Genomic DNA, 14,583 nt, shown 5'->3' with positions numbered 1-14,583 from the left:
GGAATCCACGCAGCGCGTCACGTTCATCGGTCACCGGTGCGGCCAGGGCGGGCATGCCCCGAGCCTGCCAGCCCGAAAGGCTCCGCGCAGGACGGTCGGCTCCGTAGGTTGGTCGGATGCAGGTGATCTCCGCCGAATCGACCGAGAAATTCGTCGGGCCCACCGACGCGCCCCTGCAACTGGTCCGGGTCGAATACCGCGACGCCGCCGCGGGCACGGCGGTGCGGGTGGACGGTGACGGCCTGGCCGGGCAGGCCGTGGCGGCGGGAAGCGGCGTGGTCGAGGTGCCGGTGACCGTCGAGAACCCGGTGCCGGGCCAGCGGCGGGCCGCGCGGGCCGGTGGCACCGCATTCGAGTTCACTGTGGCCGAACCCGGCTGGACGATGTTCATGGTCGGCCACTTCCACTACGACCCGGTGTGGTGGAACACCCAGTCCAACTACACCAGCGTGTGGACCGAGAACCCGCTCGGCGCCTGCCGGCAGACCAACGGCATCAACCTGGTGCGCGCCCACCTGGACTGGGCTCGCGAGCACCCCGAGTACAAGTTCGTGATGGCCGAGGTCGACTACCTCAAGCCGTACTGGGACACCCACCCCGGCGACCGCGCCGAACTGCGGGCGCTGATGGCCCAAGGCCGCATCGAGGTGATGGGCGGCACCTACAACGAACCCTCGACCAACCTCACTGACGCCGAGACGACGATCCGGAACCTCTTGGCGGGCATGGGATTTCAACGCGACATCATGGGTGCTTCGCCGGCGACGGCATGGCAGCTCGACGTGTTCGGTCACGATCCACAGTTCCCCGGGATGGTCGCCGACGCCGGCCTGTCCTCCAGTGCGTGGGCCCGGGGGCCGTTTCACCAGTGGGGGCCGATGGCCGGCGGCGGCGATCCGCTCCGGATGCAGTTCGCATCCGAGTTCGAGTGGATCTCACCGTCCGGGCGAGGCCTGCTGACCCACTACATGCCCGCGCATTACGCGGCCGGCTGGTGGATGGACGCCCAGGAATCGTTGGCCGGCGCCGAAGACGACGTCTACCGGTTGTTCGTCGACATGAAGAAGATCGCCGCCACCCGCAACGTGATGCTGCCGGTGGGTACCGACTTCACCCCGCCCAACCGCTGGGTGGTGGCGATCCACCGCGATTGGAACGCCCGCTACACCTGGCCGCGGTTCGTCTGCGGCCTGCCCAGCGAGTTCTTCGCCGCGGTGCGCGCCGAACTGGACGGGCGGGAAGCGTCCCCGCAGACCCGTGACATGAACCCGATCTACACCGGCTGTCACGTCTCCTACATCGACACCAAGCAGGCCAACCGGGCCGGCGAGCAGGCGACCCTGGCCGCCGAACGCTTCGCGGTGTTCGCCGCGGCGCTGACCGGGGCCGGCTACCCGGAGGCGGCACTGGCCAAGGCGTGGGCACAGCTGTGTTACGGCGCCCACCACGACGCCATCACCGGCTCCGAGGCCGACCAAGTGTACCTGGATCTGCTGACCGGCTGGCGCGACGCCTGGCAGCTGGGCACCCAGGCGCGCGACAATGCGCTGGCGGTGCTGTCGGGGCTGGTGGGGTCTGACGCCGATTCCGTTGCCGTGGTGTGGAATCCGGTGACTTCCTCGCGTACCGACGTGGTGACTGCGCGGCTTCAGACGCCGTTGGCGGCCGGGGTCCGGGTACTCGATGCCGACGGTGTTGAGCTGCCCGCCCACGTCGAACACGACGGGCGGTCGGTCAGCTGGCTGGCCCGTGACGTGCCGTCGTTGGGGTGGCAGTCCTACCGGCTTCTTCCCGGCTCAGTGGCTTCGGGATGGGAACCGTTGCCGGGCAACGTGATCAGCAACGAACGTCATCAGCTGACCGCAGATCCGGACCGCGGTGGCGGCATCACGTCGTGGCGGCATGACGGTCGGGAGATGCTGATCGACGGTGGGCTGGGCAACCAGTTGGCCGTGTACGACGAATACCCCAAACACCCGCAGTCGGGCGAGGGTCCGTGGCACCTGGTGCCCAGTGGCAACCTGTTCACCTCCGCCGTCGCCCGCGACGTGAGCGTGCAGGCCTACCGCGGGCCGCTGGGGGAGCGGCTGGTGGTGTCCGGGCGGATCCGAAAAGTGTTGTCCTACACTCAGACCCTGACGCTGTGGCGCGGCGTCGACCGGGTGGACTGCTCCACCACCATCGAAGAGTTCGCCGGCGTCGATCACCTGCTGCGGCTGCGCTGGCCGTGCCCGATACCCGGCGCCATGCCGGTCGCCGAGGTGGCCGACGCCGTGATCGGCCGCGGCTTCGGAATGCTGCACGAGCCCAGCGGCCGCTCGGTGGACACCGCGCGGTACGAGTGGACGCTCGACACGTCGGCCAACCGTTGGTTCGGGCTGTCGGCCACGGCGCGGATCCGCGTCGGTGAAGCAGCTCAGGCGATCTCGGTTGCGGAGGTGATCACCGACGGCTCGCCGGCGCGGGAGTTGATGGTCGCGTTGGTGCGCGCCGGCGTCACCGCCACCTGTTCGGACGCCGACGGGCCGCGCTACGGCAACCTGGCCGTCGACTCCAACCTGCCCGATGTCCGGATCGCCCTTGGTGGCCCGCAGCGCAACGCCTTCACCCGCGCGGTGCTGGCCGCCGCCGATCCGGCCTACACCACCGAGCTGCAATGCCAACTCGACGCGCAGGGCCGGGCCCGGGTGTGGGTGCCCGCGGAGAAGCCGCTGACGCAGGTCTGGGTTCCCGGGGCCGACCTCAGCGGCGAACGCGCCCTGGGTGTGCTGGTGATCGCCGGCGACGACCTTGAGCGCGAGATTGCCCGGCTGGCCGAAGATCTGTCGGACGCCGAGATCACCGTGGAGCAGCGGACGCCGGTGGACATGGCGCCGTTCGAGGCGCGCACCGTCGCGCTGATCAACCGCGGGGTTCCCAGCTTCGCCGTCGACACCGCCGGCACCCTGCACACCGCGCTGATGCGGTCCTGCACCGGCTGGCCCTCGGCCGCGTGGGAAGACAACCCGCGCCGAACAGCCCCCGACGGCAGCGCATTTCAGCTGCAGCACTGGACGCACACCTTCGACTACGCCCTGGTGGCCGGCGACGGCGACTGGCGCCAGGCTCAGATCCCTTCGCGCAGCGTCGAATTCGCCGACCCGCTGCAGGCCGTGGTGACCGGCGGCGGTGACGGCCCGCTGCCGGCGACCGGCTCACTGCTGCGCCTGGACCCGTCCGGCGCAGTGGGCCTCGGGGCGCTCAAAGCGGCGGGCAACCCGACGCCGCGCGGCAGCGCCCAACCCGTGGACCCGAAGACGTGGACGCTGCGGCTGGTGGAGACTCACGGAGCCGACGCCGCGGTCACGCTGAGCAGTGATCTGGGCGCGGTGAGCGTGCTGGGCCGCGCCGATCTGTTGGAACAGCCCCGCGAACACCCCGACCCCGACCGGTTGCACGGCTACGAGATCGCCACCTTTACCGCCCGCCTCGACGTCGAACCCGCCGGCGCCGCGGGTCCGTTGGCGCCGGAAGCCGAAGCAGCCCAACCGCTTTACGCCCGATACTGGTTGCACAACCGTGGCCCGGCGCCGCTGGGTGGCCTCCCAGTGACCCCGGCACTGCATCCGCATCGGCTCGACGCACAGCCCGGCGAGCAGCTGAACCTGGAATTGAGCGTGGCCAGCGACTGCATCGACGCCCCGCTGTCGGCGGCGCTGACCTGGCAGTGCCCGCCGGGCTGGAACAGCCCGACGTCGGACCCGGTGCGGCTGGGGCCGGGGGAGTACGCGCACACCGCCGCAACCGTCGTGGTCCCCGCCGAGGCCCCGCCGGGGCTGTATCCGATCCGGGTGCGCTGCGATGTCACCGGCGACGTCCCGGCGTCGTGGCGGCAACCGGTCGAAGATGTGGCGGTGGTGCGCGTCGGTGATCCCAGCGGCGACCGGCTGCTCTACGTCGATGGCCTGTCCGAGGTCGCGGTGGCCGCCGGACAGTCCGGCCGGCTGCGCGTCACCGTCGGCACCGACGCCTACGCCGACCTGGCCGTGGAGGCACACCTGGTCAGCCCGTGGGGTACCTGGGAGTGGGCCGAGCCGGCCGCAGTGGGTGCGGTGGTCCCGGCCCGCGGCAGCGTCGAGCTGGAGTTCACGCTGAACCCGCCGGCGTGGGCCACGCCGGGCACCTGGTGGGCCCTGGTCCGCGTCGGCGGAGCGGGCGCCCTGGTCTACTCGCCGGCGGTGCCGATGGCGGTGCGGGCGGCCGAGACGGTGGGAGTCGACTGATGGCCGAGACGCTAGCTCTGGACGTCGGCGGCACCAAGATCGCCGCCGGCCTGGTCGCCGACGACGGGACCCTGTCCTATGCCACCACCCGGCCCACCCGCGGCGATCAGGGCGCCGAAGTGGTCTGGTCGGTGGTCGCCGAGCTGATCGACGACGTGCAGGCCCACGCCGAGAGCCCGGTGCGCGCGGTCGGAATCGGCTCGGCGGGCCCCATCGACGCCCGAGCCGGCACGGTCAGCCCGGTCAACATCGCCGGCTGGCGCGGGTTCGACCTGCGTGACCGGGTGGCCGCCGCGGTGCCCGGGGTGCCGGTGCGACTCGGCGGCGACGGCCTCTGCATGGCCCTGGCCGAGCATCGGTTCGGCGCCGGCCGGGGGACCGCCTCGATGCTGGGCATGGTGGTCTCGACCGGGGTCGGCGGCGGACTGGTGCTCGACGGCGCCCCGTTTGCGGGCCGCACCGGCAACGCCGGGCACGTCGGGCACGTCGTCGTCGACCCGGACGGGCAGCCCTGCCGCTGCGGCGGCCGGGGCTGCGTGGAGACCATCGCCTCCGGTCCGGCGATGGTGCGCTGGGCGCTGGCCGACGGGTGGACACCGGAAGGTCCCGACGCCGACGCGCGGGCGCTGGGCAAGGCCGCCGAAGCCGGCGATCCGGTGGCGCTGAGGGCTTTTGCGCGCGGCACCCGCGCACTGGCCGCGATGATCGCATCGGTGACAGCGGTGTGCGACCTGGACCTGGTGGTGATCGGCGGGGGCGTCGCCAACTCCGGCGCGCTGCTGTTCGACCCGCTGCGGGCTGCGCTGCGCGAGTACGCGCGGCTGGACTTTCTGGCCGGGCTGCAGGTGGTGCCCGCCGAACTCGGCGGGCAGGCCGGCCTGGTGGGCGCCGGCGTGCTGGCCGGGTTGGGTTGAGCAGGCCCTAGTCCAGGCCCAGCACCGCCAGCAGCGCAGTGTCTACGGCAGCCATTTCCGCACCGGTGAGGCGGCCGGCGAAGTCACCCAGGCGGACTTGTGGATCGATCACGCTGAGCTGTTCGACCATCACTCGGGTCTTGGTGCCGCCGATCTCGATCTCCGGTCGGAATGAGGTGCCGCGGCGCCCGGTCGAGGTGGGCGCGACGAGCCAGGTCGACAGCGGCAGGTCGTCGGACTGCACCACGACGGCGTAGCGCTCGCCGGCCGGTTCGTGGCCGCGGGCATCCCTGGGCGCTTTCAGCCGGTACAGATCACCACGCACGGATGGCTTCCATCTCAACGGCCAGCTCGCGTGAGGCGGCGACGTCCTCGGGATCGTCGCGCAGCTGTTCGGCTTCGGCGCGCAGCATGGCCCGGCGTTGCGCTCGTTCGGCATCCAAGATGGCCGCCCGGGCGACCTCCGAGCGGGACCGGCCGTCGCGGGTCAGTGCCTCCAGTGCCCGTTCCACTTCGGAGTCCGTGCGGATCGTAAGGGAAGACATGCAACGAATTGTAATACGTAACGCAGTGCAGTACCCCTTGCTTTCAGCGGGCGAGGTGGCTGCGGCCCCAGTCGCACAGGCCGGCCAGCACCGGCGACAGCGTCCGTCCGTACTCGGAGACCGAGTAGTGCACGCACGGCGGCACCGTCCCGGCGTCGTGGCGGTCGATGATGCCGTCGGCGACCAGTTCCTGCAGGTGACGGATGAGCATTCGCTCGGTGATGCCCGGGATGCTGCGCCGCAGTTCGGCGGTGCGCATCGGACCGTCGGCCAGGCGCCACAGGATGGTGCCCTTCCAGCGGCCGCTGATGACCGCCAGCGCGGCGTCGATCGGACAGTCGCTGACCGTGGTCTTCGACGCGGCCATCGCACCTCCTTTAGCTGACAAAATTGTTAGTACCTTGTTTTTTGGCAGCATATCCCGGATAGTCGACCGCTGTGACGCAGATAGTGGAGATTCTTGCGATAGTGCTGGTGGGGACCCTGGTGGGTTCGGAGTTCTCGGTGGTGGCGTTCGTCGCCCCGGTCGTCGGGCGGCTGCCGGACGAGGCCTTCCGGACCTTCCGCAGTGACGGCGGCGGACTGCTCGGCCGGGTGATGCCGTTCTGGTACCTGGTCTCGCTGGCGCTGCTGGTGGCGACCGTCGCCGTCGCCGGCCCGCAGCGCGGGCTCATCGGTGCCAGCGCGGGCCTGCTGGCGGGGGCCGTCGTGCTGTCGGTGGCGGTGCTGGTGCCGATCAACAAACGGATCATGGCGTGGCGCAGCGTCGACGACGTGTCGCGGGAACTCGCGGCCCGGTGGGACCGGCTGCACTGGCTGCGGGTGGCGCTGCTGGCTGCGGCCTTCGTGCTGCTGGTGGTCGGCGTCCTTCGCTGACTCGGATTACGGCCGGTTTTGCCCGGAGAGCGACCGGCACGCTATGGTGTCTCCCGATCCACCGAAGACCGTCGGTCACCGAGCAATCGGTTGAAGGTCCGGGAACATCCCGGCGGCCCACGCAGGAGGACGAGGCACCGCACACATTGTGACGCCCCGACCGCATCCTGCGTCGGGGCGTTTTTCGTTCTCCGGTGGGCACCAGATACATCGACACCAGGAGGTATGCATGGCGAAGGCTGACAAGGCCGGCGCCGTCGCGGAGATCGTCGAGCAGTTCAAGGACTCGACCGCCACCGTGATCACCGAGTACCGCGGTCTGACGGTTGCCAACCTGGCGGAGTTGCGACGCTCCCTCGCCGGCTCGGCCACCTACGCGGTTGCGAAGAACACGCTGGTCAAGCGCGCTGCGGCCGAGGCCGGCGTGGAGGGTCTCGACGAGCTGTTCGCCGGCCCGACGGCGATCGCGTTCGTCCGGGGCGAGCCGGTCGACGCCGCCAAGGCCATCAAGAAGTTCGCCAAGGACCACAAGGCGCTGGTCATCAAGGGCGGCTACATGGACGGTCACGCGCTGACCGTCGCCGAGGTGGAGCGCATCGCCGACCTGGAGTCGCGCGAGGTGCTGCTGGCCAAGCTGGCCGGCGCGATGAAGGGCAACATGGCCAAGGCCGCCGGCCTGTTCGCCGCCCCGGCTTCGCAGATGGCGCGCCTTGCCGCGGCACTGCAGGAGAAGAAGCCCGCGGAGGCGGTGGCTGCGGCCCCGGCCGAAGCGCCTGAGGCTCCCGCCGAGACCGAAGCACCGACCGAGACCGAGGCACCGGCGGAGTCCGCCGAGGCTGCGGCCGAGACCGAATAACCCCAACTTCCTAACCGGAATCAAGAAAGGACCGAAATCATGGCCAAGCTTTCCACCGAAGAACTGTTGGACGTCTTCAAGGAGATGACCCTCCTGGAGCTGTCGGAGTTCGTCAAGCAGTTCGAGGAGACCTTCGAGGTCACCGCTGCGGCCCCGGTCGCCGTGGCCGCGGCCGGTGCCGCCCCGGCAGCCGCCGAGGCCGGCGAGGAGCAGTCCGAGTTCGACGTGATCCTGGAGTCGGCCGGCGACAAGAAGATCGGCGTCATCAAGGTGGTCCGCGAGGTCGTCTCCGGCCTGGGCCTCAAGGAGGCCAAGGACCTGGTGGACGGCGCTCCCAAGCCGCTGCTGGAGAAGGTCGCCAAGGAGGCCGCCGAGGAGGCCAAGGCCAAGCTCGAGGCCGCCGGCGCCACGGTCACCGTCAAGTAGTTTCCACTACAGCGAAAACCCCCGGAACCCGCGTGGTTCCGGGGGTTTTCGCTGTACTGTACCCATGACGCCGGGGATAACAGCGTTATAGGAGTGGGGCGATGACGGCGGTGCGCGACGCGAATCCGTATCTGGAAGGCGTGATGGGCCCGGTGCCCGTCGAGCTCACCGTCACCGATCTGAAGGTCACCGGACAGATTCCGGACTATCTCGACGGCCGCTACCTGCGCAACGGACCCAACCCGGTGGCCGAGGTCGATCCGGCCACCTACCACTGGTTCACCGGCGATCCGATGGTGCACGGCGTGGCGCTGAGCGGCGGACAGGCCCAGTGGTATCGCAACCGCTGGATACGCACCCCGGCGGTCTGCGCCGCACTCGGCGAGCCGCGCCCGGCCCGGATCGACGTGCGGGCCGGCATGCAGTCCGTCGGCCCCAACACCAACGTGCTCGGTCACGCCGGCAAGACGCTCGCGCTGGTGGAGGGCGGCGTCGCCAACTACGAGCTCACCGAGGAACTCGACACGGTGGGCACCTGCGACTTCGACGGCACGCTGTCCGGCGGTTACACCGCGCACCCGCACCGTGACCGCATCACCGGCGAACTGCACGCGGTGTCGTACTCGTTCGCCCGCGGCAACACCGTGCAGTACTCGGTGATCGACACCGCCGGGCGGGCCCGGCGCACCGTCGACATCGAGGTGACCGGGTCGCCGATGATGCACGACTTCTCACTCACCGATAAATACGTGGTGGTCTACGACCTGCCGGTCACCTTCGACTCCGCGCAGGTGCTGCCGGTGAGCATGCCGCGCTGGCTCAAGGCGCCGGCCCGGATGGTGCTCAGCGGCCTGGTCGGGCGGGTCCGGATGCCCAGCCCGCTCACCGCGATGGTCAACCGCGACAGCCGGCCGCCGGGCGGGCTGCCGTACTCGTGGAACCCCGGCTACCCGGCGCGCATCGGGGTGATGTCCCGCGAGGACGAGGCCCAGGGATGGGTCCGGGCGGGGGAAGCGCAGGTGCGCTGGTTCGACGTCGAGCCCTGCTACGTCTTCCACCCGCTCAACGCCTACTGCGAGGTCTCGCCGACCGGGCAGGAACTGCTGGTGCTCGACGTGGTGCGCTACGCGAAGGTGTTCGACGTGGACCGCCGCGGCCCCGGTGACGCACCGCCCACCCTGGACCGCTGGACCATAAACCTCGACACCGGTGCGGTCAGCACCGAGGCCCGCGACGACCGGCCGCAGGAGTTCCCCCGGATCAACGAGGCACTGTTGGGCGCGCAGCACCGCTACGCCTACACCGTCGGGATCACCGGCGGCTTCATCGGTGACACCGGGGACGAGATGTCGACCGTGCTCTACAAGCACGACTACGCGACCGGGTCGGCGACGACAGCCGGACTCGACCCGGCGCTGGTGCTCGGTGAGATGTCCTTCGTGCCGCGCCCCGGTGGTGCGGGCGAGGACGACGGAATCTTGATCGGAATGGGCCACCACCGCGGCGACGACGAGGGTCAACTGATCATCCTGGACGCGGCGACCTGCGAGTCCGTTGCGACCGTGCACCTGCCGCAGCGGGTACCGGTTGGCTTCCACGGGAACTGGACACCTGTCGACTGAGCAGACCGCCGATACGGGTCGCATCGGTGCGCTACAGTGGCCCAAGCCACACGCAGGTAGGTGGCATTACGAGACATTGCGGAAGGACCTTCACCAATGGGTGTCGCCATCGAGGTAAGCGGGCTGACCAAGTCCTTCGGATCGGCCCGGATCTGGGAAGACGTCACGTTGACGATCCCCGAGGGCGAAGTCAGCGTCATGCTGGGCCCGTCTGGTACCGGCAAGTCGGTGTTCCTGAAGTCGCTGATCGGCCTGCTGCGTCCGGAGCGCGGTTCGATCGTGATCGACGGGACCGACATCCTGCAGTGTTCGGCCAAGGAGCTCTACGAGATCCGCACGCTGTTCGGTGTGCTGTTCCAGGACGGCGCGCTGTTCGGCTCGATGAACATCTACGACAACACCGCCTTCCCGCTGCGCGAGCACACCAAGAAGTCCGAGAAGGAAATCCGTGACATCGTCATGGAGAAGCTCGACCTGGTCGGTATGCCCAACGACGGCTACAAGTTCCCCGGCGAGATCTCCGGCGGTATGCGCAAGCGCGCCGGCCTGGCCCGCGCCCTGGTGCTGGACCCGAAGATCATCCTGGTCGACGAGCCGGACTCGGGTCTGGACCCGGTCCGCACCGCCTACCTCAGCCAGCTGCTGATCGACATCAACGCCCAGATCGACGCCACCATCTTGATCGTTACGCACAACATCAACGTCGTGCGTACCGTGCCGGACAACATCGGCATGCTCTACCGCAAGAAGCTGGTCATGTTCGGCCCGCGTGAGGTCCTGCTGACCAGCGAGGAGCCGGCCGTCAAGCAGTTCCTCAACGGCCGTCGCATCGGTCCCATCGGCATGTCCGAGGAGAAGGACCAGGCCACCGCGGCCGCCGAGCAGGCCGCCATCGACGCCGGCCACGCCGACGGCGGCGTCGACGAGGTGGAGGGCGTGCCGCCGCAGATCGTCGCCAGCCCCGGGATGCCGGAGCGCAAGGCCGTCGGGCGTCGCCAGGCCCGGGTGCGCGAGATCCTGCACACCCTTCCGCCCAACGCCCAAGCCGTCATCCGTGACGAACTGGAGGGCACCCACAAGTTCGCGGTGCACGACTTCCCCACCGACGAGGCGCCCACCGCGTCTATCCCGGCGCAGAGCTGATTGTTTGCCCGACTGTCCCGTGTCGGCTCTTGACGGACGGACCTAAACGGTCCAATCTGGTCAACAACGTTCCCACGGGGCTCCGGCAGAAGCCAGCCAGCGCCTATAGGGGCCCGGGACGCCGGTGTTGAGGAATGCGTGAGCCTGCGCTATTGTTGGACGTTGCGCTGGCTTCCTCCTGCCCACCCTTACCCGCACCCGACACCGCAGTACCAGCCTTGAGTCTCGTTCAAGGTTGTGACCTCGTGGTTTGGCTGTGCGTGAGACCGGACTAGAGCGTTCGCCAGCCGAACCAACGGTCGATATTTCGCAGCGAACGGGGTCTGGTGAGAGCCGGGACCCGCTGGCCGCATTAGGTGCTGGAAGGACGCATCTTGGCAGTCTCCCGCCAGAGCAAGAAGAACGCTTCAGGTACTACCTCCGAAAATTCCCCGAACAGTTCCGTGCCCGGAGCCCCCGAGCGGGTCTCCTTCGCCAAGCTGCGCGAACCGCTGGAGGTCCCGGGTCTGCTGGATGTGCAGACCGATTCGTTCCAGTACCTGATCGGTGCGCCGGAATGGCGCGAGAAGGTCACCGCGCTGACCGGCAACGCACCCAAGGGTGGCCTCGAAGAGGTGCTCGAAGAGCTGTCGCCGATCGAGGACTTCTCCGGCTCGATGTCGCTGTCGTTCTCCGACCCGCGGTTCGACGAGGTCAAGGCGCCGGTCGAAGAGTGCCGCGACAAGGACATGACGTATGCGGCCCCGCTGTTCGTCACCGCGGAGTTCATCAACAACAACACCGGTGAGATCAAGAGCCAGACGGTGTTCATGGGTGACTTCCCGATGATGACCGAGAAGGGCACCTTCATCATCAACGGCACCGAGCGTGTCGTGGTGTCCCAGCTGGTGCGTTCGCCGGGTGTGTACTTCGACGCCAGCATCGACAAGTCCACCGAGAAGACGCTGCACTCGGTCAAGGTGATCCCGGGCCGCGGCGCCTGGCTGGAGTTCGACGTCGACAAGCGCGACCTGGTCGGTGTCCGTATCGACCGCAAGCGTCGCCAGCCGGTCACCATCCTGCTCAAGGCCCTGGGCTGGACCTCCGAGCAGATCCGCGAGCGCTTCGGCTTCTCCGAGATCATGATGTCGACGCTGGAGAAGGACACCGCCGCCAGCCCCGACGAGGCGCTGCTGGACATCTACCGCAAGCTGCGGCCGGGCGAGCCCCCCACCAAGGAGTCCGCGCAGACCCTGCTGGAGAACCTGTTCTTCAAGGAGAAGCGCTACGACCTGGCCCGGGTGGGTCGCTACAAGATCAACAAGAAGCTGGGCCTGCCGACGGCGCCTGTCACCGCCGGTACCGCGCCGACCACGTTGACCGAAGAGGACATCGTGGCCACCATCGAGTACCTGGTGCGGCTGCACCAGGCCGCTCAGGACGGCGTCACCACCACCATGACGGTGCCGGGCGGCGTCGAGGTGCCGGTCGAGGTCGACGACATCGACCACTTCGGCAACCGCCGGCTGCGCACGGTGGGCGAGCTGATCCAGAACCAGATCCGGGTCGGACTGTCCCGGATGGAGCGTGTGGTCCGCGAGCGGATGACCACCCAGGACGTCGAGGCCATCACGCCGCAGACCCTGATCAACATCCGCCCGGTGGTCGCCGCCATCAAGGAGTTCTTCGGCACCAGCCAGCTCTCCCAGTTCATGGACCAGAACAACCCGCTGTCGGGCCTGACCCACAAGCGTCGTCTGTCGGCGCTGGGCCCGGGTGGTCTGTCCCGTGAGCGGGCCGGCCTGGAGGTCCGCGACGTGCACCCGTCGCACTACGGCCGGATGTGTCCGATCGAGACCCCGGAAGGCCCGAACATCGGCCTGATCGGTTCGCTGTCGGTGTACGCCCGGGTCAACCCGTTCGGCTTCATCGAGACGCCGTACCGCAACGTCGTCGACGGCGTCGTCACCGACGACATCGAATACCTGACCGCCGACGAGGAGGACCGCCACGTCGTGGCGCAGGCCAACTCGCCGATCGATGACAACGGCCGGTTCGTCGAAGACCGCGTCCTGGTTCGTCGTAAGGGCGGCGAGGTCGAGTACGTGTCGTCGTCCGAGGTCGACTACATGGACGTCTCGCCGCGCCAGATGGTGTCGGTGGCCACGGCCATGATCCCGTTCCTGGAGCACGACGACGCCAACCGTGCCCTGATGGGTGCCAACATGCAGCGTCAGGCGGTTCCGCTGGTGCGCAGCGAGGCGCCGCTGGTGGGCACCGGCATGGAGCTGCGGGCAGCGATCGACGCCGGCGACGTGATCGTCGCCGACAAGGCCGGTGTCATCGAGGAGGTGTCCGCCGACTACGTCACGGTGATGGCCGATGACGGCACCCGGGCGACCTACCGGATGCGCAAGTTCAACCGGTCCAACCACGGCACCTGCGCCAACCAGCGTCCGATCGTCGACGCCGGCCAGCGTGTCGAGGCCGGCCAGGTGATCGCGGACGGTCCGTGTACCGACAACGGCGAGATGGCCCTGGGCAAGAACCTGCTCGTGGCGATCATGCCGTGGGAGGGCCACAACTACGAGGACGCGATCATCCTGTCCAACAGGCTGGTCGAGGAGGACACGCTGACCTCGATCCACATCGAGGAGCACGAGATCGACGCCCGCGACACCAAGCTGGGCGCCGAGGAGATCACCCGGGACATCCCGAACGTCTCCGATGAGGTGCTGGCAGACCTCGACGAGCGCGGCATCGTCCGCATCGGCGCCGAGGTCCGTGACGGCGACATCCTGGTCGGCAAGGTCACGCCGAAGGGCGAGACCGAGCTGACTCCCGAGGAGCGGCTGCTGCGCGCGATCTTCGGCGAGAAGGCCCGCGAAGTCCGCGACACCTCGCTGAAGGTGCCGCACGGCGAGTCCGGCAAGGTCATCGGCATCCGGGTGTTCTCCCGCGAGGACGACGACGAGCTGCCTGCCGGGGTCAACGAGCTGGTGCGCGTCTACGTCGCGCAGAAGCGCAAGATCTCCGACGGTGACAAACTGGCCGGCCGCCACGGCAACAAGGGCGTCATCGGCAAGATCCTGCCGGCCGAGGACATGCCGTTCCTGCCGGACGGCACCCCGGTCGACATCATCCTGAACACCCACGGTGTGCCCCGTCGTATGAACATCGGTCAGATCCTGGAGACCCACCTGGGCTGGATCGCCAAGACCGGTTGGGACATCAATGTCGCAGGCGGAGTACCGGATTGGGCCGGCAAGCTGCCCGAGGAGCTGTACTCGGCAGGGCCCGACACCCGCACCGCCACCCCGGTGTTCGACGGTGCCCAGGAGAACGAGCTGCAGGGCCTGCTGGCCTCGACGCTGGCCAACCGCGACGGCGACGTCATGGTCAACGCCGACGGCAAGGCCATGCTGTTCGACGGGCGTTCCGGTGAGCCGTTCCCGTACCCGGTGACCGTGGGCTACATGTACATCATGAAGCTGCACCACCTGGTGGACGACAAGATCCACGCCCGTTCCACCGGCCCGTACTCGATGATCACCCAGCAGCCGCTGGGCGGTAAGGCGCAGTTCGGTGGCCAGCGGTTCGGTGAGATGGAGTGCTGGGCGATGCAGGCCTACGGCGCGGCGTACACGCTGCAGGAGCTGCTCACCATCAAGTCCGACGACACCGTGGGGCGCGTCAAGGTCTACGAGGCGATCGTCAAGGGCGAGAACATCCCCGAGCCGGGCATTCCGGAGTCCTTCAAGGTGCTGCTCAAAGAGCTGCAGTCGCTGTGCCTCAACGTCGAGGTGCTGGCGAAGGACGGTGCGGCGATCGAGCTGCGCGAAGGCGAGGACGAGGACCTGGAGCGGGCTGCGGCCAACCTGGGAATCAACTTGTCCCGCAACGAATCCGCCTCGGTGGAAGACCTCGCTTAATTTCTAGCTACTAAACCCGCAAGGGGAA

11 protein-coding genes are annotated in these 14,583 nt (G+C 68.7%); 8 read left to right on the top strand and 3 right to left on the bottom strand.

Annotated elements, in window-relative coordinates; translation table 11 throughout:
• Positions 1-116 precede the first annotated feature (116 nt).
• Together K6T84_RS07210 and K6T84_RS07205 are read left to right on the top strand one after the other, a co-directional pair.
• Complete coding sequence (locus K6T84_RS07210; RefSeq protein ID WP_225401388.1) at positions 117-4,262, top strand: glycoside hydrolase family 38 N-terminal domain-containing protein; 4,146 nt, start codon at positions 117-119, stop codon at positions 4,260-4,262.
• Positions 4,262-5,176, top strand: coding sequence for an ROK family protein (locus K6T84_RS07205; RefSeq protein ID WP_225401389.1), 915 nt, complete (start codon positions 4,262-4,264; stop codon positions 5,174-5,176). The genes K6T84_RS07210 and K6T84_RS07205 overlap by 1 nt, the downstream gene beginning before the upstream one ends.
• Before the next feature lie 7 nt (positions 5,177-5,183).
• Here the strand turns inward: K6T84_RS07205 and K6T84_RS07200 are convergent, their stop codons facing one another.
• Genes K6T84_RS07200 through K6T84_RS07190 form a run of 3 tightly spaced genes read right to left on the bottom strand, consistent with a single transcriptional unit; the run spans position 5,184 to position 6,088 of the window.
• A complete protein-coding gene (locus K6T84_RS07200; RefSeq protein ID WP_224864470.1) occupies positions 5,184-5,501 on the bottom strand; it encodes a type II toxin-antitoxin system PemK/MazF family toxin in 318 nt (105 codons plus the stop codon).
• Entirely contained in the window at positions 5,491-5,721 is a 231-nt protein-coding gene (locus tag K6T84_RS07195) for a hypothetical protein (protein WP_225401390.1), read from the bottom strand. The genes K6T84_RS07200 and K6T84_RS07195 overlap by 11 nt, the downstream gene beginning before the upstream one ends.
• 43 nt (positions 5,722-5,764) lie before the next feature.
• On the bottom strand, positions 5,765-6,088 hold the full coding sequence (locus K6T84_RS07190) for a winged helix-turn-helix transcriptional regulator (protein ID WP_224864472.1): 324 nt from the start codon (positions 6,086-6,088) through the stop codon (positions 5,765-5,767).
• Between the two features lie 71 nt (positions 6,089-6,159).
• Here K6T84_RS07190 and K6T84_RS07185 point away from each other — a divergent pair, with 71 nt between their 5' ends.
• The 6 genes from K6T84_RS07185 to rpoB all read left to right on the top strand — a co-directional run bounded on the left by K6T84_RS07185 (position 6,160) and on the right by rpoB (position 14,555).
• Positions 6,160-6,597, top strand: a complete 438-nt coding sequence (locus tag K6T84_RS07185; RefSeq protein WP_225401391.1) for an anthrone oxygenase family protein — start codon at positions 6,160-6,162, stop codon at positions 6,595-6,597.
• A gap of 229 nt (positions 6,598-6,826) precedes the next feature.
• On the top strand, positions 6,827-7,453 hold the full coding sequence (rplJ, locus tag K6T84_RS07180; protein ID WP_224864474.1) for a 50S ribosomal protein L10: 627 nt from the start codon (positions 6,827-6,829) through the stop codon (positions 7,451-7,453).
• A 39-nt stretch (positions 7,454-7,492) separates the two neighbouring features.
• Positions 7,493-7,879, top strand: coding sequence for a 50S ribosomal protein L7/L12 (gene rplL, locus K6T84_RS07175; protein WP_224864475.1), 387 nt, complete (start codon positions 7,493-7,495; stop codon positions 7,877-7,879).
• A 101-nt stretch (positions 7,880-7,980) separates the two neighbouring features.
• Entirely contained in the window at positions 7,981-9,501 is a 1,521-nt protein-coding gene (locus K6T84_RS07170) for a carotenoid oxygenase family protein (RefSeq protein WP_225401392.1), read from the top strand.
• A gap of 96 nt (positions 9,502-9,597) precedes the next feature.
• Positions 9,598-10,644 (top strand): ABC transporter ATP-binding protein, encoded by a 1,047-nt coding sequence (locus K6T84_RS07165; protein WP_329786662.1) that lies wholly within the window; start codon positions 9,598-9,600, stop codon positions 10,642-10,644.
• 356 nt (positions 10,645-11,000) lie between these two features.
• Positions 11,001-14,555 carry a DNA-directed RNA polymerase subunit beta gene (gene rpoB / locus K6T84_RS07160; protein WP_225401393.1) on the top strand — a complete coding sequence of 1,185 codons (3,555 nt, stop codon included), beginning with the start codon at positions 11,001-11,003 and terminating at the stop codon, positions 14,553-14,555.
• Positions 14,556-14,583: the final 28 nt, after the last annotated feature.

Origin of the sequence: Mycobacterium zoologicum (genome assembly GCF_020181635.2) — a bacterium.
GTDB lineage: Bacteria > Actinomycetota > Actinomycetes > Mycobacteriales > Mycobacteriaceae > Mycobacterium > Mycobacterium zoologicum.
This window is presented reverse-complemented; position numbering and strand designations above follow the sequence as displayed.

Excerpts from the sequence above, each read along its gene's own strand:
- K6T84_RS07190 (WP_224864472.1), bottom strand. The coding sequence starts at position 6,088 with ATGGCCGCGTCGAAGACCACGGTCAGCGACTGTCCGATCGACGCCGCG.
- K6T84_RS07165 (WP_329786662.1), top strand. The coding sequence starts at position 9,598 with ATGGGTGTCGCCATCGAGGTAAGCGGGCTGACCAAGTCCTTCGGATCG.
- rplJ (WP_224864474.1), top strand. The coding sequence starts at position 6,827 with ATGGCGAAGGCTGACAAGGCCGGCGCCGTCGCGGAGATCGTCGAGCAG.
- K6T84_RS07195 (WP_225401390.1), bottom strand. The coding sequence starts at position 5,721 with ATGTCTTCCCTTACGATCCGCACGGACTCCGAAGTGGAACGGGCACTG.
- rplL (WP_224864475.1), top strand. The coding sequence starts at position 7,493 with ATGGCCAAGCTTTCCACCGAAGAACTGTTGGACGTCTTCAAGGAGATG.
- K6T84_RS07170 (WP_225401392.1), top strand. The coding sequence starts at position 7,981 with ATGACGGCGGTGCGCGACGCGAATCCGTATCTGGAAGGCGTGATGGGC.
- K6T84_RS07205 (WP_225401389.1), top strand. The coding sequence starts at position 4,262 with ATGGCCGAGACGCTAGCTCTGGACGTCGGCGGCACCAAGATCGCCGCC.
- K6T84_RS07210 (WP_225401388.1), top strand. The coding sequence starts at position 117 with ATGCAGGTGATCTCCGCCGAATCGACCGAGAAATTCGTCGGGCCCACC.